Origin of the sequence: Candidatus Nanosynbacter sp. HMT-352 (genome assembly GCF_022819345.1) — a bacterium.
Classification (GTDB): domain Bacteria; phylum Patescibacteriota; class Saccharimonadia; order Saccharimonadales; family Saccharimonadaceae; genus Nanosynbacter.
On the sequence record NZ_CP089288.1, the window covers coordinates 98261 to 117577 of the forward strand.

Annotated in this window: 23 protein-coding genes and 1 tRNA gene; 7 read left to right on the plus strand and 17 right to left on the minus strand. The window is 42.5% G+C overall.

Annotation, left to right across the window (positions count from 1 at the left end):
• Nucleotides 1-2: 2 nt before the first annotated feature.
• The 5 genes from pilM to LRM46_RS00565 are packed head-to-tail and all read left to right on the plus strand — an operon-like array spanning nt 3 to nt 3106.
• Nucleotides 3-1055, plus strand: coding sequence for a type IV pilus assembly protein PilM (gene pilM, locus LRM46_RS00545; protein ID WP_243816791.1), 1053 nt, complete (start codon nt 3-5; stop codon nt 1053-1055).
• The gene (locus LRM46_RS00550) at nt 1048-1623 is read left to right on the plus strand and encodes a PilN domain-containing protein (RefSeq protein WP_243813157.1); all 576 of its coding nucleotides are present in this window, start codon (nt 1048-1050) and stop codon (nt 1621-1623) included. The genes pilM and LRM46_RS00550 overlap by 8 nt, the downstream gene beginning before the upstream one ends.
• Nucleotides 1620-2213 carry a hypothetical protein gene (locus LRM46_RS00555; RefSeq protein ID WP_243813158.1) on the plus strand — a complete coding sequence of 198 codons (594 nt, stop codon included), beginning with the start codon at nt 1620-1622 and terminating at the stop codon, nt 2211-2213. The genes LRM46_RS00550 and LRM46_RS00555 overlap by 4 nt, the downstream gene beginning before the upstream one ends.
• A complete protein-coding gene (locus LRM46_RS00560; RefSeq protein ID WP_243813159.1) occupies nt 2210-2494 on the plus strand; it encodes a hypothetical protein in 285 nt (94 codons plus the stop codon). Before LRM46_RS00555 ends, LRM46_RS00560 begins: the two co-directional genes overlap by 4 nt.
• 24 nt (nt 2495-2518) lie before the next feature.
• Nucleotides 2519-3106: a PRC-barrel domain-containing protein gene (locus tag LRM46_RS00565; protein WP_129745290.1), complete on the plus strand. Its 588-nt coding sequence runs from the start codon at nt 2519-2521 to the stop codon at nt 3104-3106.
• Here the strand turns inward: LRM46_RS00565 and LRM46_RS00570 are convergent.
• Genes LRM46_RS00570 through recA form a run of 3 tightly spaced genes read right to left on the minus strand, consistent with a single transcriptional unit; the run spans nt 3103 to nt 5379 of the window.
• Nucleotides 3103-3756 carry a regulatory protein RecX gene (locus LRM46_RS00570; protein ID WP_243813160.1) on the minus strand — a complete coding sequence of 218 codons (654 nt, stop codon included), beginning with the start codon at nt 3754-3756 and terminating at the stop codon, nt 3103-3105. The genes LRM46_RS00565 and LRM46_RS00570 overlap by 4 nt on opposite strands.
• Nucleotides 3757-3799: 43 nt before the next feature.
• A complete protein-coding gene (locus LRM46_RS00575; protein ID WP_243813161.1) occupies nt 3800-4324 on the minus strand; it encodes a 2'-5' RNA ligase family protein in 525 nt (174 codons plus the stop codon).
• Nucleotides 4324-5379, minus strand: coding sequence for a recombinase RecA (gene recA, locus LRM46_RS00580; RefSeq protein WP_129637086.1), 1056 nt, complete (start codon nt 5377-5379; stop codon nt 4324-4326). The genes LRM46_RS00575 and recA overlap by 1 nt, the downstream gene beginning before the upstream one ends.
• A gap of 67 nt (nt 5380-5446) precedes the next feature.
• Here recA and LRM46_RS00585 point away from each other — a divergent pair, with 67 nt between their 5' ends.
• Nucleotides 5447-5839: a type II secretion system protein gene (locus LRM46_RS00585; RefSeq protein ID WP_129637085.1), complete on the plus strand. Its 393-nt coding sequence runs from the start codon at nt 5447-5449 to the stop codon at nt 5837-5839.
• Nucleotides 5840-5843: 4 nt separating this feature from the next.
• On the opposite strand, the gene LRM46_RS00590 is transcribed toward LRM46_RS00585, so the two are convergent.
• From LRM46_RS00590 to ruvB, 4 genes are all read right to left on the minus strand, one after another.
• On the minus strand, nt 5844-6680 hold the full coding sequence (locus LRM46_RS00590; RefSeq protein ID WP_129745294.1) for a PH domain-containing protein: 837 nt from the start codon (nt 6678-6680) through the stop codon (nt 5844-5846).
• Between the two features lie 24 nt (nt 6681-6704).
• Nucleotides 6705-9164 carry a VWA domain-containing protein gene (locus tag LRM46_RS00595; protein ID WP_129745296.1) on the minus strand — a complete coding sequence of 820 codons (2460 nt, stop codon included), beginning with the start codon at nt 9162-9164 and terminating at the stop codon, nt 6705-6707.
• 1 nt (nt 9165) lies between these two features.
• Nucleotides 9166-9666 (minus strand): hypothetical protein, encoded by a 501-nt coding sequence (locus LRM46_RS00600; protein WP_243813162.1) that lies wholly within the window; start codon nt 9664-9666, stop codon nt 9166-9168.
• Between the two features lie 62 nt (nt 9667-9728).
• A complete protein-coding gene (ruvB, locus tag LRM46_RS00605; protein WP_243813163.1) occupies nt 9729-10727 on the minus strand; it encodes a Holliday junction branch migration DNA helicase RuvB in 999 nt (332 codons plus the stop codon).
• A 184-nt stretch (nt 10728-10911) separates the two neighbouring features.
• Between ruvB and LRM46_RS00610 the strand changes: the two genes are divergently transcribed.
• Nucleotides 10912-11460 (plus strand): DUF4352 domain-containing protein, encoded by a 549-nt coding sequence (locus LRM46_RS00610; RefSeq protein WP_243813164.1) that lies wholly within the window; start codon nt 10912-10914, stop codon nt 11458-11460.
• A gap of 45 nt (nt 11461-11505) precedes the next feature.
• Here LRM46_RS00610 and ruvA read toward each other — a convergent pair whose 3' ends face one another.
• The 10 genes from ruvA to LRM46_RS00660 form a co-directional block, all read right to left on the minus strand.
• Entirely contained in the window at nt 11506-12081 is a 576-nt protein-coding gene (gene ruvA, locus LRM46_RS00615; RefSeq protein WP_243813165.1) for a Holliday junction branch migration protein RuvA, read from the minus strand.
• Between the two features lie 7 nt (nt 12082-12088).
• Complete coding sequence (gene ruvC, locus LRM46_RS00620) at nt 12089-12562, minus strand: crossover junction endodeoxyribonuclease RuvC (protein ID WP_129631598.1); 474 nt, start codon at nt 12560-12562, stop codon at nt 12089-12091.
• 16 nt (nt 12563-12578) lie between these two features.
• The gene (locus tag LRM46_RS00625) at nt 12579-14378 is read right to left on the minus strand and encodes a lamin tail domain-containing protein (protein WP_243813166.1); all 1800 of its coding nucleotides are present in this window, start codon (nt 14376-14378) and stop codon (nt 12579-12581) included.
• Nucleotides 14379-14477: 99 nt separating this feature from the next.
• On the minus strand, nt 14478-15194 hold the full coding sequence (locus tag LRM46_RS00630) for a YebC/PmpR family DNA-binding transcriptional regulator (RefSeq protein ID WP_129635224.1): 717 nt from the start codon (nt 15192-15194) through the stop codon (nt 14478-14480).
• Nucleotides 15195-15241: 47 nt separating this feature from the next.
• Entirely contained in the window at nt 15242-16693 is a 1452-nt protein-coding gene (locus LRM46_RS00635) for a ComEC/Rec2 family competence protein (protein ID WP_243813167.1), read from the minus strand.
• A gap of 64 nt (nt 16694-16757) precedes the next feature.
• Nucleotides 16758-16834 (minus strand) — tRNA-Lys (locus LRM46_RS00640).
• A gap of 47 nt (nt 16835-16881) precedes the next feature.
• Complete coding sequence (locus tag LRM46_RS00645; RefSeq protein WP_243813168.1) at nt 16882-17361, minus strand: hypothetical protein; 480 nt, start codon at nt 17359-17361, stop codon at nt 16882-16884.
• A complete protein-coding gene (locus tag LRM46_RS00650; RefSeq protein ID WP_129745312.1) occupies nt 17358-17849 on the minus strand; it encodes a DUF192 domain-containing protein in 492 nt (163 codons plus the stop codon). Before LRM46_RS00650 ends, LRM46_RS00645 begins: the two co-directional genes overlap by 4 nt.
• Nucleotides 17850-17873: 24 nt before the next feature.
• Nucleotides 17874-18791 (minus strand): RimK family alpha-L-glutamate ligase, encoded by a 918-nt coding sequence (locus LRM46_RS00655; RefSeq protein ID WP_129743736.1) that lies wholly within the window; start codon nt 18789-18791, stop codon nt 17874-17876.
• Nucleotides 18791-19297 (minus strand): ATP-dependent zinc protease family protein, encoded by a 507-nt coding sequence (locus LRM46_RS00660; protein ID WP_243813169.1) that lies wholly within the window; start codon nt 19295-19297, stop codon nt 18791-18793. Before LRM46_RS00660 ends, LRM46_RS00655 begins: the two co-directional genes overlap by 1 nt.
• Between the last annotated feature and the right edge of the window lie 20 nt (nt 19298-19317).

Consider the following 19317-nt stretch of genomic DNA (forward strand, 5'->3'; position numbering starts at 1 on the left):
ACGTGTCGAGCATATTTTATAGAAAAAAACCAATTATCGGCCTAGATATCAGCCGAACAAGCATAAAAGTAATGTCGATTGATAGAAATCGAATGCTAGTTCATGGATATGGATCGATTAACCTCGATTCTCAAAAAAGCGACGGAAATTCTGCAGACAACACTGAATATTTGGCGCAGAATATCAAAACGTTATTGAAGAAAAACGTCGTAGGACAGATCAATAGCAATCGCGTAGCGCTGGGCATACCAACCAACCGAACATTTTCGCGGACATTTAGCCTGCCCGTGAAAGAGGAGAGTAATATTCGCAGTGCGGTAAATTTGGAAGCCGAACAATACATTCCAGCTCCGTTAGATTCTCTTTATTTGGACTATCGAATCATCAATCGTACGAAAGATGAGCTTAGTGTGCTAATGTGTGCTGCACCGAAGAAAATGATCGATAGTATGTTAGATGCTACAAAACAATGCGGTCTGGAAGTTGCAATAATTGAGCCGAACATCAGCGCAATCGCTAGGCTTCTGAAGCGCACAGAAGAAGGAATGCTTCCTACTGTTATTGTCGACATAGGCACATCAACTACAGATATCGCGATTCTAGATTCTGATATACGTGTGACTGGCGGCTTAAATGTTGGCGGTTATTCACTCACCTTAAATTTAGCTAAAAAAATGAATGTACCAATTGAGACAGCTCATCAATTTAAGGTATTAAACGGATTAAATCCCGGCCCAAGGCAAGCCAGAATCGCAGGAGCCTTGCGCCCAAGTTTGGAAAAAATGACCAACGAAGTTAAGCGCGTTATGCGATATTACACAGACCGCTTCCCTGACGAGAAAAAAATCGAGCAAGTTCTCATCGTTGGTGGCGGCGGTAATTTACCAGGAATTGGTGATTTTTTCACAAACGAACTATTAATGCCAGCGCGCGTGGCAAGTCCGTGGCAAATGCTGAATTTCGATGGACTAGAGCAGCCGGCAAAACAGCTTCGCTCTCAGCTATCACCAGTTGCGGGACTAGCCTTAATCAAGCAGGAGGATATTTATGATTAACCTTCTCCCTCCTCAAGAAAAAAAGCAAATCAGCGCCGGGCGAGTAAACGTCATCTTAAGACGGTACTGCATCATATCATTGATATTTGCAGGTTTGCTATTCTTAACTATTGGTGGGTTTTATCTGTTCTTAGAAAATAGCCGCACCTCAGCTCAAGCTAACATTGACGAAGGAAATGCCAAACTTGCTCAATACCAATCGACGCAAAAAGAAGTTAGCGAGTTTAAGAAAGACCTCGACTCGGCTAAGGCGATCATTAGCAACGAAGCCCATTACTCTACAATCATCCCAAAAATTGCACAATACATCCCATCGGGTATGGTTTTGGATTCTCTGGCATTAGACACTTCAGCGTTAGATAAACCATTGTCATTAACAGCTCTTGGAAAAAACAGGGATGACGCCATCCGAATAAAAACCAGCTTAGAAAAGTCAGAAATATTTAGTAACGTTCACTTGGAGACTGTTGTTTATAGCGATGGAAACCAATCGTCAGACAAGCCTGCAGATTATCCAATCACTATAACAATTAGCGTTACACCAAAGCCAGAGGTCTTAAAACAATGAAAAAAGTTCTAAATGCCAGCATCGCGCGAATTGTCCTGTCGTTATTATTGCTCATAATATTATCAGCAATGGTAGGGCTAGTTATTTTCGCCTATTCATTCTTAAGCAAAACATCAGAAGAAGTTGGAAAAATGCAAACAGAAGCAATTGCAGTTGACGCAAAAATACAAAGTTTGCTAGCATCAAAATCTCAGCTCGATCGCAATTCCGACACAGTTAAAAAAGCAAAGAATATCGTCTCAGAATCGAAACTTTATCAATATCAAAATCAGATTATTCAGGATCTAAATACCTACGCCAACCGCGCCGGCATTCCGATTAAAGCTTTCTCTTTCCAAAACGAACCAACAACTTCTGCCAAGACAGCGAAACCTAGCAAGCGGACATCCACCAATCCTGCTGGAGTGAAAAGCACTTTTGTATCAATTCAATTGGGAGATCATATAGATTACACGAAATTCCTACATTTCCTTAGTCTTATTGAAAAAAATGTCACCCGAATGCAGCTTTTAGGCGTGTCAATTTCCAGAGGTGCAAATAATCATGAAATATCAATCCAATCACTTGAAGTAAAGGTTTATACACGATGAGTCCATCAATATCAGAACAGCTCGAGCCAATCGTAAAATCACTATCCAAATTCCTGTGGCGATTTCATGTGATAATATATAGCGTTGTCGTAATCGGAGGCGTAGCAATCGCGATATTTCTTTTGAGCGGACTTTTAGCAGTTCCTACCGAAGAACCACAAACTGCATCAATAAGCTTCGATAAAAAAACCATGAAAGTCATTAAAGACTTCCGACCGTCAACTTCAGCAAATGACTCGTTTAGCCTGCCATCTGGTCGCTCCAATCCGTTTGCCGAATAGAACGTAACCGTTTATAATATAGTTATGCTTATATCCGCAGATCGCTTCCTTGATATTCCCGTCATGAGTCTTCAGACGGGCTCCGAACTGGCGCGAACATCGCGGGAAATTATCAATCCGAAGAATCTATCTATAATCGCATATGAGCTCGAGGGGCGACTTTTGGACCAGCACCCTAGTTTACTTCGCATAAACGACGTCAGAGAGATTGGACCGCTTGGTATGATTATCGATTCAACCGATGAGATCATCGGAATTGATGATGTGATTACTATAAAAGAAATTTATGAAATCAATTTTACATTAAAAGACAAGTTGGTTATTGATGAGAAGAATAAGAAAATCGGAAAAGTTATCGGATACACGTTGGCGGCTGGGAATTTTATTATACAACAACTCCGAATTCGGCGACCGTTCTTGAAAAGTTTTGGCGACACAGAGCTACTTATTCATCGTTCTCAGATTATAAAAGTAACCGACGATAAAATTGTTGTAAAATCGGCAACCATCTCGCACATAGCCGAAAAAACACCTATTCCGCAGATAAATTCATACGAAAATCCATTCCGTAAACAGCCTCGTCCGCAACCAGAATCTACAGAAGTTGATTAATCATTTGGGTTTTCAAGAGCCTTCTTAATGTCGTCGTAAGAAAAACCCTGCCTAGCCAAATATTGCATAAACTTCTGTTGGTCGCTATATCGATAACGTTTTTTAGCAATAATCTTCTGCAATTCATCGTCATCAGAGCGAATATTCTCTTTAACTAACGACTCAATCGTTGTATTATCAATTCCCTTTTGCACCAACTCCAACTTCAAACGACGAATACTGGCGCCTTTTTTCATGAACCGCTGTTCAAACCAAAATCGAGCAAATTTTTCATCGTCCAAATATTTTTTCTCAATAAGACGATCCAAGACGCGCTCGGTAATCTCCAGCTTTATTCCAGGACGCTCAATAATTTTTCCAGTTTTCGCCGAACGTCGACGAGTCGTTAGCGTTTTCCGACGCAGGTAATCGCGCACTTCTTTGATGGCTCGCGGACGCATTAAGCAGTACTCTATAGACCTGGCATATAACTTGCCAAACTGACTATCGTCTTCTAGTTTCGAAATTTCCTCTTCCGTATATTCGCGACCAATCTTGATGCCTAGCTCGCCGACCTGAAATACGTCCAAGCTAAAACGATATTTCCCGTCAACACTTACATTGACACGATTTTTATCACGAGTCTGAAGAGAAATATCAGTGATTTTCATAAATCTATTATAGCGCCAAAACTATGCGCTAGCTACTGGTGGACTATTCGACCACCTCAACCACTTTGCCATGTACGCCGTTATAACAAGCAGCGGCACGCGGCTTAGTAATAACCGGCAGTTGGCGCGGAATAGCGCTCATATCGACATCGCCGAGCGTACCAGCCTCGACAATGCCAAGCGTAATGTGTGGACGAAATCCATCGATATCCAGCCCTGGATGAATGTCGTCCAGTATTTCAAGCAACTTCCGACGTACTTCAACCATCCAGGAGGTTTTCTGTACACGCAATTCAACACAAACACAGTTACCGGCTTCATCTGGCAAGAAGTTAACACCGTCAAGTACCAGTTTGTCTAGGGGCGGCAACGCAGCGGCAGCCAACTTGAGACGCGACATATCCTGCTCAGTTACATTGATTAGCGTTGCGTGTGGAATAAACTCACCGAAATCAAGATTCATTTTTTCCGACAGTTCTCGAAGGTAAGCGGTCTGCTCATCATCAAAAATAAGATTAACTGACGCCATGTGGTGTTCGGCTGAATATCTGGACTCTACTGCTCGCATTACTTTTCCTCCTCCTTCACTTTATCACGCACTTTCTGATCAATTTCCGCCAGAACCTCAGGATTTTCCTTCAAATAAGTCTTCGTTTTATCGCGCCCCTGACCAATCGTTTCGCCGTTATATTTATAAAACGCACCCGACTTTTCAACTATACCGTGTGTTGCCGCCAAGTCCAAAATATCGCCAGTTTTACTAATTCCCTCGTTGTACATAATGTCAAATTCAGCCACACGGAACGGCGGTGCAATCTTATTCTTCACGACCTTAATTTTCGTGCGGTTACCAATAATATCATCGCCAACTTTGATCTGACCAATTCGACGAATGTCAATTCGCTGCGACGCATAAAACTTCAACGCATTACCGCCAGTTGTCGTTTCAGGATTACCAAACATCACGCCAATTTTCATACGAATCTGATTGATAAAGATCACCGTGGCTTTTGACTTATTGATAATTCCCGTCAATTTACGTAGAGCCTGGCTCATTAATCGAGCCTGAAGACCCATGTGAGAATCACCCATATCGCCATCAATTTCAGCCTGTGGTGTCAAGGCAGCCACCGAGTCGACTATCACCAAATCCACCGCGTTCGAACGAACCAACGTCTCCGTAATTTCCAATGCTTGCTCGCCGTTATCTGGCTGAGAAACCAACAAATTTTCCGTGTCCACACCCAGACGCTTGGCGTATGCTGGATCAAGGGCATGCTCAGCATCAATAAACGCCGCCGTTCCACCCTGCTTCTGAATTTCTGCAATAGCGTGAAGCGTCAATGTTGTCTTACCTGAGCTTTCTGGACCATAGATTTCTATGATACGACCTTTTGGATATCCGCCACCGAGCGCTAAATCCAAACTCAAAGCACCAGAAGGAATTACTTCAACATCGACTTTATGAGCCTCGCCTAATTTCATAATTGATCCGTCGCCAAATTGCTTGGTGATTTGGTCCATCGCTAGACCAAGCGCCTTAAGCTTACCTTCATCAACTTTTTTATCCGATGCCTGACTTGACTTTTCTGGATTTACTGTTTTACTGTCTGATTTTGCCATAGCATTCCCTCCTTAGTTACTTCCTTTATTATACCGATTTGTCGCAAGATTTGCTATAATTACATTCATGAATAAGCGAAACGGTTTCACTATTATTGAACTTTTGGTTGTAGCGACTTTCTTGATTATTATCGCAATCTTAGGTTTCTCACAATATACAAAATTAACCAACGAATCAAACAACGCCAAAAAACGCACCGCGATTAACGCCATGCATTATAGCCTGGAAGAAGGTTTTTACGTTAAAAATGGCTATTACCCAGAGAAGTTAGAAGAAGGTACGCTTCCGACTATGGATCCCGCATTATTAAAAGATCCGCAGGGTAAGAAAATTGGCGAGAAAGACAGCAGTTACCGCTATGAATCTTCAAATTGCAATGACGGAAAGTGTAAGTCATATAAACTCGTTGCGACGCTTGTCGATGAAGACGACTACGTAAAAGAAAGTCGCCACAAATAATTAGCTAATCATCACAAACGGGACGGCCATTCTTAAAGTCTTCAATGGCATTATTGATTATCGCAATTTGCTTGCGTGGATTTGCCACAAAATGGAATATATATGTCGTTTCTTCACCCTCGGTGCTGAGACGAATCGTGCCGTAATTGAAAAGAGTCTGAATAATTCCAGATTGGAGGAAGCTTGCATCTTCAATACTGCCTAAGCTCACCGTTTGCTCATGCCTATAAAATAAGCTACCCTGGATTTCCTGAATTACACTTTCGTTGGTCATGTAAAAATGATTCTGCAAATATATCCACAAAGACACCGCACCGCCAAGCGCCACTATCCCAATAAGCAACATTGCCACGCCAAACACATCGGTCAGCGAAGGCATCGGCGAGATAATTGCGTCACGAGCAATTGATGGATAAAACATCACAAACACCATGATCATCACCACCAAAAAAACCGAGATTCCCGTCGGGATTAGCATGCCAATTGGATGGCGTTTAATATCCAAAATAATATATTCACCTTCACTCAAATTGAGATTCGGGTATTGCTGGACTGATTTTTCATGCTTTTGCTTCAGGTCATCGCTAATAGTAAACGGCTTCGGGTCAATATCTCGCGCAACATGTACGACTTGCGGCTCATTGGCATATTGACTACGCAATCGCGGATCAAAATTCTCCCCATCAATAATTTCTGGTCTTGCCGTCACATAAGAATTCGTCTGCGCCACAACCGGAGCTGGACGACCAGTCTGTGACGGATGATGGTATAGTGGTCGACCATCAGCATCGTACGCAACAGGCTGCGTTAAATCTTCTGACGAGGATGTTTGTGGATTCATGCCTATATTATAACACGACAGAACTTAAGATAATCTTGTTTTTTGGCGATAAACTTTTATAGCTATTATTGCTGCACTGATTGCAACCATTCCAACAGCTGCAGCAGCACCAAGCCACGACGATCCGCCCCTGTTGTCTTCATTATTATCCTCGGATTTCTTCTGAGTTTCCCCCGACTCCATCTCATTAACGCTACTATTTTCCTGAAGTTTTACGTCTTTACCGCCAGAATCTATGGTAGCTATTTCCTTGTTATCACCGTCGTTTACTTTATTACTCGAAGACACGTCAACAGGTTTACGATTTGTATTTTCTTTTTTACTATCATCTTTCTTTGCTTGATTCTTTTCATACTCTAACATCTGATAATAGCCATATTCCTCCAAATATCCTGGATCAGAATCACAAGCGTCACCAATTCCATCCTTGTCATAATCAGCTTGATCTGGATTAGCCACATCTGGACAATTATCAAATTCCCGTTCATGTTCATCGCCGTCATCACTAACCGTCAAAGTCGTCGTCGCTACGTTCATTAATCCAGAACTATCAGTCACCCTAAGCGTTAACAGCCCAGAAAATTCCTTAGTAAACGTATAATTAACAAAGGGCTTATCCGTCGTCACGTCATACACGCCGTCTTGATCGACATCCCATTCATATTTTACGATCTTACCATTTGCCGAATAAGAACCAGCGCCATCCAATTCTAATGTGTCACCAATTTTCGCCACATATTGACGATTTATCCAAGCATTCGGTTTATTCGTCACATTTTCAACCGACGCATTAACTTGATCAACGAGCTTATCATTATCGTCAGCTTGTAAATATGCGCCGCCCGTTCTTTCAGCCAAAGACATCACAGGTGCCATCGCATCATGTCCAGAAGTATCAATAATATATATTTGAGCTGGATCAACAGCATAAGCAGCATCAACGATAGATTGTTCGGTTAGCTCAGTAACTGGTTCTGGATTCTTAGCTGGAGCGTCACCAATCACAATCATAATCTTTTTTACTCCCGCTCGCCACTGTAGATTCAGCCCCGCCTTAATGCCAGAATAAACAGATTCTTCATCATCGCCGCCATTACCGAGTTGAATAGAATTGACAGCCTTATTAAACACCTCGGCACTACTCGTAAAATCTGTCTCAATTTTGGACGGATAGTCTCCCGAGCTTCCGCCACAACACGGATGATCTTGATAAGTAACCAGTGCAAATCTAGCACTCTTCGTTTTCGAACTGATCGACTCAACTATATTTCGAATGTTATTTCTAACAGCATTAATTGAACTACCCATCGAACCGGTCGTGTCAATAACAAATACAATATCAATATCGCCATTCGTTTTCGTTATTGGTTTCACCAAATTAGGCAGTGGTACTTTTTCGCGAAGTGCTGACATATAATTGCTATGCCCAAAGAAGTTTGGATGATACCACGAGCTCATATTGAATGCATTTGGCTCAAGGAATTCATGAATCCAACGATCGTGATTCCTCTTAAATATTGAGGCGTCTGGCTCATGTCCAGAAAACCGCTTTGGCAAACTATCAATAAAAATCACTTTCTCTTTACCGAGGCTTTTATTATATTCTTCAACCACCTTTTTCTGGCGTAAATTACCTTCCAGCCCTAACTTACGCACTTCGCTAGCAACCGAAAAATCGGATAGCTTCTCGCCATTATCAAGTGCTAGTAGCGGGTATCCTAAAAGGACTATTTTCGCGTCTGGACGTAAACGAGAATTAAGCGATGATAAAATACCTCTAAGATTTAGCTCTAAATCTCCCATATTATTTCTTGCGTCATTTATCTTTGTTTTGCAATCTGAAGCAGATCTTATTACAGCGGCAAAACAAGACTTAACAATGCCGTCAAAATCCAAATCATTTCCACCAATCGTCATCATTACCATATCCGTGCTGCGATCCACATTATCAAGTTGTCGTCGAATCGTATAATTACATCTTATATTGACTCTTTTCTGTTTTTTTCCGCGCTTAGAGCCAATCGTACTACTTATGATCCTATAAGCAACTTTTAAGTCGTTATTCGGTTTAATATTGCAAATATCCCTGTCTTCTGCATATTTAATAATCTGTTCATTCGTCGCTAGCTTGCCCGGATCATCACTAATCGTTTTTACAACACTACCCGCATTCTTATCCTTCAAGAAGGCATTAATTTTAGCTCCAGAACAAGCGTGATTTATAAGCGTTACTGACAGTCCGTTATTGCTTAGCCATCTTTTATACATTTCCGCCCAGTTATTACTGTTGCGATGACAGACAGCAGGACCATATTCATACCCATCAGCGCCATTTCCGGCCGAATAAGAATCGCCTAATAATGTAATCGTAAGTTTCTTTCCTGCGTAATTATAAGGAACAACCTCGCCTTGTGCCGACTGTTGTATAAAAAGGCCAGAAATAATAGCTACAAAGAAAGATAATATAATAACTCTAATTTTCATATTAATCACCCAAGCCCTCAACACTTATATGAACACCATTGTTATACTTATCGTTTAGTATAACGCTAACCCAGAGAGAGTATTCCCTACCCTCTATATCTTTATATCCTACAAAATATTCCTCCCCAGACCTCTCTTTGTCTAGCTTCCAGCCAGAATCTTCAGCGTATCGTCGTAGCCTATTTAACAAATCACTCACCGACTCATTCTGGGGCATCTCATAATATCTATCAACTGATAGAGATGTGCTCTTTTTTAAAAATCCGCGCTCTGTAGGTATGCGATGTCTCTCGCGTGACGATTTCAGCTTTAAGCCCAAAACGCCCTTTTCAGCCATTGGATCTCGTGCCATATTCCACACTTCTATATACGCTGGCAGCCAAGTTAAAAAATTGACCAGCCACAAACCAGCCAAAATTCCCACCAAAATTATAAATCGTCGTAGCCAGCGCCTAGCTTTAGAATTCTTAACTGGTGATGTCGTTGCTTGTTTTTTGCCCATGGCGGCTCCTAGTTAAGTTTGTCTGGTTTTATTAAAACACAAAAAGCCGAAGAATACGATAACTATTTTCCCAAATGCCGCTTCGCTTTAATCGTCACTCGACGACCACGCGGTGTACGCTCAATAAACCCAATTTGTAGCAAATATGGTTCATAAAAATCCTCAATTGTCGTCGCTTCGTCGCCAGTTAACGCCGCAATTGTTGTTAATCCAACAGGATTATCGCCATAATTTTCAAGAATCGATTGTAATAAATTACGATCAGCCGGATCCAAGCCCAACTCATCCACTTCCAGCATTTCCAAAGCGTTGGTTGTAGTTTTTACATCAATTATTCCGTCGCCATTAACGTCGGCGTAATCACGGACGCGCTTAAGAAGTCTATTGGCAATACGTGGCGTCAAGCGCGCTCGCGTCGACAATAAATCCGCCGCTTCACTTCGAATTGACGACTCCAAAATCTTTGCACTACGCGTCACAATTTTCGCAATATCCTCTGGCGTGTAAAATTCCAAGCGGTAAATATGCCCAAACCTATCACGCAAAGGCGCCGCCAAACTTCCAGTGCGCGTCGTCGCACCAATCACCGTAAATCGCGGCAAATCTAATCGAATTGATCGCGCTGCCGGACCTTTTCCAATCACAATATCCAGCTTAAAATCTTCCATTGCGGAGTACAAGATTTCCTCCACTGATCGCCCCAACCGATGAATCTCATCGATAAACAGAATATCACCGTCCGACAAATTAGTCAGAATCGACGCCAAATCACCCGCTTTTTCAATAGCCGGACCGCTAGTAATCCGCAGATTCGTGCCCATTTCATTAGCAATCACCGTTGCCATAGTTGTTTTACCAAGCCCCGGCGGACCATATAATAATACGTGATCCAACGGCTCGCCGCGCTTTTTGGCTGCATCAATTGCCAAACGTAAATTTCTCTTCAATCTCTCTTGGCCAACATACTCAGAAAAACTCTGCGGACGCAAACTAACTTCAATTCGCTGCTCTTCAGAGTCGTCATCATGCGAACTCGTATCAACTATTCTTTCAATTGCCATAAACTAATTATAACATTTATAGTACAATAGAATTGTCTACATCTAGAACTCAACGTTTCAAACGTATTGTTTACGCATATAATGGGCAGCCGTTATTCGAGCGTAAACTCTACGTTCTAGGTGTAGACAGCCAAATTTAACGGCTGTCCTTTTTATTGGACAGCAAATCTCATAGGAGGAGATGATGAATACAAGCGAGAAAAAACCAATTTTTAAGAAGGTGTGGTTTTGGGTAATTATTGTTATTATTGTGATTGGAGTATCCAGCGCATCGCAACAGAACAAAGCCACTGTCGTCAATACAAACAATAATAACGCTACTTCGGAAAATAAACCAACCGAAAAAACTACTTTCAAAGTCGGCGAAACTATCGCTTTCGACGGCAAAGAAGTAACAATCAAGTCGATTGAACGAAATTGGAATTCTGGCAACCAGTTCATTAAAGCTGGTGACGGCAAAGAATATGTTAAAGCAAATGTTTCAATCGTCAACAAATCAGATAGCGAATTGTCTTTCAATACATTTGATTGGAAAATTGAGGACACAAATGGCGCTATTGAAGGACCAAGTGGCACAGCCTTCACTGCAAGCGACAACCTAGGGTCTGGCGACCTAGCAGTCAACGGCAAAAAAGAAGGTTCTGTTATTTTTGAGGTTGCAAAAGATTCAAAAATTAAAATTCACTACCAGCCTTCATTTTGGTCAAATAAAAAGATAGTCATTGAGCCTTAGAAAATTTACCTATTATTCAAAAGGGCGCCATCTTAGCGTCCTTTTTTATTTCTTCAAAGCCTCAGTTACTCGCTGAGCTGTTGGCAAATTGACATCAACGTTTTCAAGTGCCTTAGTGGCATCCGCTAATGTGTAGCCCAAAGCCATCAATGCCTCCAAAGCTTCATCAGAAGTGTTCAATTCAGTCTGTAGCGGAGCTTCCGTTCGGCCGTAATGAGTCGGTAAACCAACTTTATCACTCAGATCAACCACCACTCGCTCGGCAGTTTTTTTGCCAACGCCAGTAGCCTTTTGCACAAAACCGCTGTCAGCGTTAGCAATAGCGTTGCGCACTTGCTCGGCATCACCCAAGCTCAAGATAGCCAGCGCAGCCTTCGGGCCAACCCCCTGAACCGTGATTAACATTTCAAATAACTTTTTCGCCGCCAAGCTAGAGAACCCAAACAATTCCTCAGACTGTTCGCGCACGTGATGATAAGTGTAAAATTTTACTTCTTGATCTAATGTCACCGCGTCAAAATCATTAGTCGCCACACTAACTTCATATCCAACACCATGAACATCAATGACTAACGAGCCGTTAAATTTCTCAGCAACTTTTCCAAAAACATGTGCAATCATATTTCAATTATACCCGATTCATCGCCGCGTGTGTAATTGCTGCAGCCAAAGCATCCGCGCAGTCATCCGGCTTCGGAACATCTTTCAAACCCAAATTAAGTCGCACCATTTCCTGAACCTGCTTTTTGTCAGCCTTGCCATAGCCGGTCAAAGTTTGCTTTATTTGCAAAGGCGTATATTCTGCAATCGGCATTCCGGCTTTTCGCCCAGTCAACATCGCCACACCGCGCGCTTCCGCCACAGAAATCGCCGTCGTAACATTACGCGCAAAAAATAGCTTTTCAATCGACATAACATCAGGATTTGTTTCGGCAATAATTTCTGTCAGGCTATCAAAAATATCTTCAAGCCTTTCGTCAATTGGCGTATGTGCCGGCGTTGTCACAACTCCCGCCGTAACCATCTTAAACTTGCCACGAGAAAAATCAATCACACCAAACCCCAAAATCCCCGTTCCCGGGTCAATCCCGATAATTCTCATATCTTTATTATAGCAATTATTTACCGCTTGCGGATTTAATGCTTTCGCGGATTTTTCGTACAAATTGCGAAATTTCCCATCGCCACTGCCATACGCCGTAACCGACGGCTAGTAAGCTCATGCCACCAAACACCCACCAGCCCCAAGTAGCACCAGCGACTTGCTTAACTTCAGCAGCCGCCGAACCAACAGTTGGCATATTTGCAGATTTTATCTTTCGACATCGCTTAGTTTGCGGATTACGCTCAAATCCTTCTGGACATTCTTTTGCTATATCGTCAGTGGAGGCAATTTTCTTACATCGACCCGTAGCTGAATTGCGGAATTGACCTTCTGGGCAAGGCTTCAAAGTTTTTGCTGCAGCCGATGCGATAGATCGACATCTGCCAGTTTCTTCACTACGATAATAGCCATCTTTACAGGGCGTAATAGCTTTTACCGCTTCAATTTTTCGACAACGGTGAGTTTCCGGATGGCGGTATTGACCAACAGGACAAGGACTTTCAGCTGGCGGGGTGGCAATTTTCACACATTTGCCCAGCGCATTTCGCTCGTAACCATTCTGACAGTCTGGATATTCCTTAAAGATATTCTCAGAATTTTCAGTTATCATAAACGTTTGCATCCACTCATCATCAATCAAACTCCACGAAGAGCTTTTCGATAACTTCTCATATTCAGTGGAATCAATTTTCGAGCCAGCCTCGTCTAGTAAATAAACTTTTCCTTTTGTTTTTGGCAATTTCAGCTTCGTATTTTTTATTTTGATCGTTAAAAATTCACCAGGATTTAATTCGATGTCACCAATATTTTCACGAACGCCAGAATCGCCAACCGTCAATTTACAGCCTGTCGTAATGACGGTTTTTTCGCTAGAATTGATAATCTCAATAAATTGTTCATCAACATTCGACGCAATTTCACTTAGCCTCAGACCTTCACATTTATTCAGCTCTTTTGAAGGTTCAGGTTTAGGCTCTGGACTCTTACAATTTGGTCGTGAATACGGCACAACTTCCTGATTGTCGGAATCTTTACTCGACAAAAAATCAGTGGAATTATTTTTCGAATCAATAATATTTTCACCAACAAAACAGCGCCAAACAATCTTCACACCGCCTTTAATTGGCGAGCCCGCAGACTTTGAATTATTTCCCCAGCCGACAATATCTGCGACCGACCCGTCCGAACGCGACAACACGACAGATCCATCATTCTGAGCCAAACCTAAATTATTATCAAACTTTATGGCGCCCGCCAACATATTATCATTCGACAAAACCAAAAATTCGTTCGCTAAGATTACTTCATCCTTGAAAATTTTTCCAACGGTTTTAGCGCCAGATCCAGCGTAATACTCTATTTTCCAATCAGCCAAATTAACATTCTGATTCGTCCGATTATAAATCTCAACGTATTTTTTGTCCTGACTAATCTTTGAAATTAATATCGGCGCATTTTCTTCTGTGCTTTTATCTGAATTATCTGTTTTTAGCGGCTCAGATTCGGGGTTTGGCTCGGACTTTGAAGACTCATTGGTAGCAGGATTTTCGCTCGGACTATCTATAGATGAATTCTCCGTTGGAGTCTCGAGATTTTCACTTGATTGAGAAGGTGAATTGCTAGCGACCTGCTTCTTATCAACAACTGAATCTTTCGCTTCCTCAGCCGATTTAAGACTATTATCAACAGTCTTAACGTCATCAACTTTCGACTCTTGAGCAGCACCTGAAACGCCTTCCGCCAAAACCAACGGCGACGGCATTATTAGTGCCGCGGCTAGTATCATAAGTAGTGTGTTGCGCAAATATTTCATGCTCGCTCCTTGCTTATGGTTAATCATCTTTAGTTTAGCGTACTTTTTGTCAAATTAAAAATCGCCCCAAAAAAGGAGCGATTTCTTAAAGCGATAATTTTATTCCGCCGTGATATCCGCATTTGTATGAACATTCACAACGTCATCCAAATCGTCCAACGCATCAATCATCTTCATCAATTTCTGCGCAGTTTCCATGTCGGCAATTTCTATCGGCGTATTGGCAATATATCGTAACTCTGCATCTTTAACCTTCAAGCCTTGCTCAACCAATTTATTCCGCACGCTCGCCAAATCTTTCAACTCCGTATACACGATAATTTCGCCGTCTTCCTCGACAGCATCTTCGGCGCCAGCGTCCAAAACCGCTAGCAACAAATCTTCCCCGCTGCCTTCGATAGTAATGACGCCTTTGCGTGTAAATTGGAACATCACACTACCAGCATCGGCAATTCGCCCGCCATTTTTAACCAACGCAGTTTTTACTTCTGGCAATGTTCGATTGCGATTATCTGTCGCCGTTTCAATAATAACACCCACGCCGCCAGGACCATAACCTTCGTAAGCAATTTCCTCCAAAGCCGCCGCACTCTTATCCGCCACTCGGTCAATTGCTCGCTGGATGTTTGAGCTAGGCATATTTGCAGCCTTAGCTTTTTCAATTGCCATCGCCAAACTTGAGTTCAGCGCCGGGTCTGTGCCGCCACGTGCTGCAATAGCAATTTGATTACCCAATTTCGTAAAAATCGCGCCGCGCTTAGCGTCAACAATCGCTTTTTGTCGGTGAGTTGTAGCCCATTTACTGTGTCCTGACATAATTTCTCCTAAAGTTATTTGCTATTTCAATCTGTTACTATTATACACTACTCCACAATATTTATCTTAGCGAGGTCTAATCTAGTTTGCTTTTTCATCCAAATCATTGCCAAAATTAGCGCCACATATAAAACCGCACACTGCCACAGATTGATACTAACTTCCATTTGAGCCCATTCAAATCCAGCCGTCCAATTGGTGACTTGAATCATATAGCCAAGTAACCACGTCGTCGGAATTGCAATCAACACACCAATCATCGGCACAAAAACCATCACACCCGACATAAACGTCAGCAGCATCGCTAGCGGTACAAACGACAAAATTAACATATTCGCAATTAACGCCACATTACTAATAACCCCAAAACTCATCATAAGTAGCGGCAATGTCATAATTTGCGCCGACAAAGTTTCAATTAAAATCTGTCGAAACGCGCCTGGTTCTTTATTGCCAAAAAAGTAAGAATGTAAAAGTGGCGCTAACATAATTACGCCCGCAAATGAAGCAAAACTTAATTGCCAGCCCAAATCGCCCCAACCAAATTGTGGATTTATCAATAGCGTGATTGCTGCCGACACGGGAAGCAGAACCAGCGGATGAATTGTCCGACCATAATACCACGCCGCCAAACTCAGTCCCGCCACCAAACCAGCTCTCGACATACTGGGACTTAATCCAGTCACCGCCATAAAACCAATTATCATAACAGCCGCGCTGAGCATCGCTAAATATTTTGATCGCTTGGCGAATAATCGTCGCGCTAAACGAACTAAAATTGTTAAATTATAGCCGCTCGCCACCACGATATGCGTTAGTCCAGCAATTTTCAAATTGTCACTTAATTCAGTCGGCATAGCACGCCTTAAACCCAATAAAAATCCCAGCCCCAACGCAGATTCAGACTCTGGAACGTGAGTGCGAACTCGCCCGGCAAACCAATCGCGAACTCCCACCGCCACATCACCTGGAACGGGTCTTTCGGCGCTAATAATTTTCGCCCGATATATGCTTGTTGAAAAAGCCCCGAATCCCGCCGTCATTTTACCCTTAACCTTCACAATATCACTACGCTTAATTGAGTTTTTATCTGGCGTCGTCACCCAAATTTGTCCCGGCAATTTTTCATTATTCATTCGCAAATTGCCCAACCTAAGAACCGTTTGACTATTTTTATCGAGATCAGGATCCTCCAAAACTTGACCTTGGACAATTGCGACTTTTCCGATTAACGAATCATAAACCTCCACGCCTTTTCTGCCGATTTCACCGCGCCAAAGACCAACCAAAACTCCAGAAATAATTGCTAAAATCACAAAAAATCGCCAGCGCCAAATTGCCACGATTACAAAAATAGCCAGCCCGACCAATAAAAATAATAGATTCGCCGCAAACGACCGCGGTATATAATGGATGGAAATTACGCCAATTGTCAAGCCAAGGCACCACGCCGTCACCAACCAAGAAATATGCAACTTCTCAAATAGCCAACTATTCATACTTAAAGTATATCTAGATCCGAAGCCATAAAAAAGACTCCGCCAAGGGAGTCGATTTCAAATTTGGAGGGTCCACCGGGGCTTGAACCCGGGACACCCTGCTTAAAAGGCAGGTGCTCTAACCAGCTGAGCTATGGACCCATTCGGAATATCCGCTTTCTTCATCCTAGCACAAACCAACACAAAGGTCAATACTTAGCGAGTTTATGTCCGCCAGTATGTAGTGAAAAAATATCAATTAGACCACACACCAGACCAAACGTAGCCACATATCGCCAATTATTCGCGAAAATCTTATACAGCTCCAGCGCCTGTCCGTCTAGTGATATATATTTTCCCAGAGGAACCACCAATAGCGCTGCTGTCAAAAACGCGATTCCCACCGCCGAGACAATTCTCTCATGTTTTTTCTGATATCTAGGTCCGCTTAGAAGAAGCATAATTAACGGAACCAACGTTAAGACTAATCCCGAAATTACACCATTTGGCAATAAACCAGTTTCCAACTTCAAGCTGTCCAGCACCCCCGTCAGCCAGCTACCCCACCATTCTGATAGTAAAAATCCCGTCGCCAACGCCAACGCCAATGGACCGAATCTTCGAGATGAAACAAATGCAACCGCAAAAACCGTTACTAAAATTACTCCAAATAGAATTATTACGCTCATTTATCCTCCTCCAAATCAAATTTTACCTGTGACCCAGCTGTAGCGCTCGCCTGCTTAGCAACTCCCGCCTTCACCTCCAACACATACTTTGCAGGAACCGGTGGCGCATATTTTTCATGCGGCTCAGCGTCTGGCTTGACGTTATGTTTTACATAGACAACGCGCTTTTTATCATTGATCCAAATCATATCAACCGAAAACTTCATATCTTTCATCCACATTTTATGACGATCGTTATGATCAAAGACAAATAGCATGGCATAATTCTCATCAATCCCCAACCTTCCGGACAGACCTTTCTGCTGCGATTCTTCGTCATTAGCAATTTCCGCCTGAAGCATCGTCTTATTCAGGTAAATCATTTCCGTTTTTGGCGAAACCGTTCGGAAAGCATAAAAAATTGCCCCACCAATAACCATTAGCATACCGCAGATAAATATCCATTTGATGACAGTCTGAGTTACTGTCGAGTGACGAGGCTCGTCCATAAACCTATTATAACAAGTTTATGCTTAAGCGCCGATTTTATCTTTTTTATTGCCGCGCTTGGCGTTTCGATCGATGTATTCAATTATCTTTCCAGCCACATTTCGGCGAGTAATTTTCTCAATTCCAAATCCTGGACTAGCATTAACCTCCAGCACCAAAGCTCCACGGCTTGACCTCATGAAGTCGACTCCGGCAACCGTTAATCCCATTGCCTTAGCGGCTTTCACGCACATTTTACGCTCAGAATCTGTCAATTTTATACTGGTTCCTTCGCCGCCCTTGTGTAAATTGCTACGAAAATCATCGTCCAAACTCTGACGCTTCATACTAGCCACCACTTGACTACCAACCACAAACGCACGAATATCGACACCAGCCGACTCTCTAATAAACTCCTGGAGCAGCACGTTCGTGCCATCCGAGTTGGTCAAATAGAACGCCTGCAGAACCGACTTGGCAGCCTTCTTAGTTTCCGCCAGAACCACGCCATTTCCGTGCGTGCCGCGCGCTAACTTAATAATCGCCGGCATACCACCAATCTCTTCAATGAGCGAATCAATGTCAGTCGCGTTTCGGGAAAATACCGTCTTCGGAATCGATACTCCCGCTTTTACCAACAACTGCGTTGAACGCAATTTGTCTCGCGCCCTAGTAATTGCAATCGAGCGATTCATGAAAAACGCCTTCGGATACATCATCTCCAATTGACGCAAAACCGCTGTTCCATACTTTGTCATATGGCTCGCGATTCGCGGAATCACCACGTCAAAATCACCAATTTCCTTACCTTTATAGATGACCGTCGGATGCTTTTCATCAATTGAAACGTAGCAGTTTTTATACTTAATAACTTTAACTTGATGACCGCGCTTTTCAGCCTCTTCTTTCAGGCGAAGCGTCGAATAATTAATGTTGCCGTTGGATAAGATTGCAATTCGCATTATTTTTCTTCACCTTTCTGATGATATTTTTTATAAAATTCGTATGGATTCAATTTCACTTCTTCATTAAGACTAGAAGTTACGGACGGTTTTTTCCTGCGAACATTTTTTCTTGAGACATCCACTAGGAATTTTCCAGAAATCGACCGTCTTCCAATTAGCACCGGGAATTCATTCTTCGACCGATCAGACAAATTCATCAACATTTTAATTTTTCGCCCACTAATTTTTACCCAAAAATGTGTCCGGTAACGAATCTGCTCATGCCCAGACGAACTACGCACCCTCGCTACAGAATAATCAGTTCTCTTAAATATTTTACCGTTATAATAGGGCGAACCCTCACCAAAAATAGAGAATTTTAACACGCCGTCCTTATCTATGCGAATATTGCTCGCCCAAACCGCACTGGAATCGGCGCCCGTATCAATTTTAGCTGGGACTTTTTGCGCTCGCTTACCAAAATCTACAAACTCAGTTGAGCCAATAACGGTTTTTTCTTTCATACGTCCATATTATGGCATAA

Coding starts and splice junctions, on each gene's coding strand:
- LRM46_RS00550 (WP_243813157.1), top strand. CDS start 1,048: ATGATTAACCTTCTCCCTCCTCAAGAAAAAAAGCAAATCAGCGCCGGG.
- LRM46_RS00555 (WP_243813158.1), top strand. CDS start 1,620: ATGAAAAAAGTTCTAAATGCCAGCATCGCGCGAATTGTCCTGTCGTTA.
- LRM46_RS00560 (WP_243813159.1), top strand. CDS start 2,210: ATGAGTCCATCAATATCAGAACAGCTCGAGCCAATCGTAAAATCACTA.
- LRM46_RS00565 (WP_129745290.1), top strand. CDS start 2,519: ATGCTTATATCCGCAGATCGCTTCCTTGATATTCCCGTCATGAGTCTT.
- LRM46_RS00570 (WP_243813160.1), bottom strand. CDS start 3,756: ATGAAAATCACTGATATTTCTCTTCAGACTCGTGATAAAAATCGTGTC.
- LRM46_RS00575 (WP_243813161.1), bottom strand. CDS start 4,324: ATGCGAGCAGTAGAGTCCAGATATTCAGCCGAACACCACATGGCGTCA.
- recA (WP_129637086.1), bottom strand. CDS start 5,379: ATGGCAAAATCAGACAGTAAAACAGTAAATCCAGAAAAGTCAAGTCAG.
- LRM46_RS00585 (WP_129637085.1), top strand. CDS start 5,447: ATGAATAAGCGAAACGGTTTCACTATTATTGAACTTTTGGTTGTAGCG.
- LRM46_RS00590 (WP_129745294.1), bottom strand. CDS start 6,680: ATGAATCCACAAACATCCTCGTCAGAAGATTTAACGCAGCCTGTTGCG.
- LRM46_RS00595 (WP_129745296.1), bottom strand. CDS start 9,164: ATGAAAATTAGAGTTATTATATTATCTTTCTTTGTAGCTATTATTTCT.
- LRM46_RS00600 (WP_243813162.1), bottom strand. CDS start 9,666: ATGGGCAAAAAACAAGCAACGACATCACCAGTTAAGAATTCTAAAGCT.
- ruvB (WP_243813163.1), bottom strand. CDS start 10,727: ATGGCAATTGAAAGAATAGTTGATACGAGTTCGCATGATGACGACTCT.
- LRM46_RS00610 (WP_243813164.1), top strand. CDS start 10,912: ATGAATACAAGCGAGAAAAAACCAATTTTTAAGAAGGTGTGGTTTTGG.
- ruvA (WP_243813165.1), bottom strand. CDS start 12,081: ATGATTGCACATGTTTTTGGAAAAGTTGCTGAGAAATTTAACGGCTCG.
- ruvC (WP_129631598.1), bottom strand. CDS start 12,562: ATGAGAATTATCGGGATTGACCCGGGAACGGGGATTTTGGGGTTTGGT.
- LRM46_RS00625 (WP_243813166.1), bottom strand. CDS start 14,378: ATGAAATATTTGCGCAACACACTACTTATGATACTAGCCGCGGCACTA.
- LRM46_RS00630 (WP_129635224.1), bottom strand. CDS start 15,194: ATGTCAGGACACAGTAAATGGGCTACAACTCACCGACAAAAAGCGATT.
- LRM46_RS00635 (WP_243813167.1), bottom strand. CDS start 16,693: ATGAATAGTTGGCTATTTGAGAAGTTGCATATTTCTTGGTTGGTGACG.
- LRM46_RS00645 (WP_243813168.1), bottom strand. CDS start 17,361: ATGAGCGTAATAATTCTATTTGGAGTAATTTTAGTAACGGTTTTTGCG.
- LRM46_RS00650 (WP_129745312.1), bottom strand. CDS start 17,849: ATGGACGAGCCTCGTCACTCGACAGTAACTCAGACTGTCATCAAATGG.
- LRM46_RS00655 (WP_129743736.1), bottom strand. CDS start 18,791: ATGCGAATTGCAATCTTATCCAACGGCAACATTAATTATTCGACGCTT.
- LRM46_RS00660 (WP_243813169.1), bottom strand. CDS start 19,297: ATGAAAGAAAAAACCGTTATTGGCTCAACTGAGTTTGTAGATTTTGGT.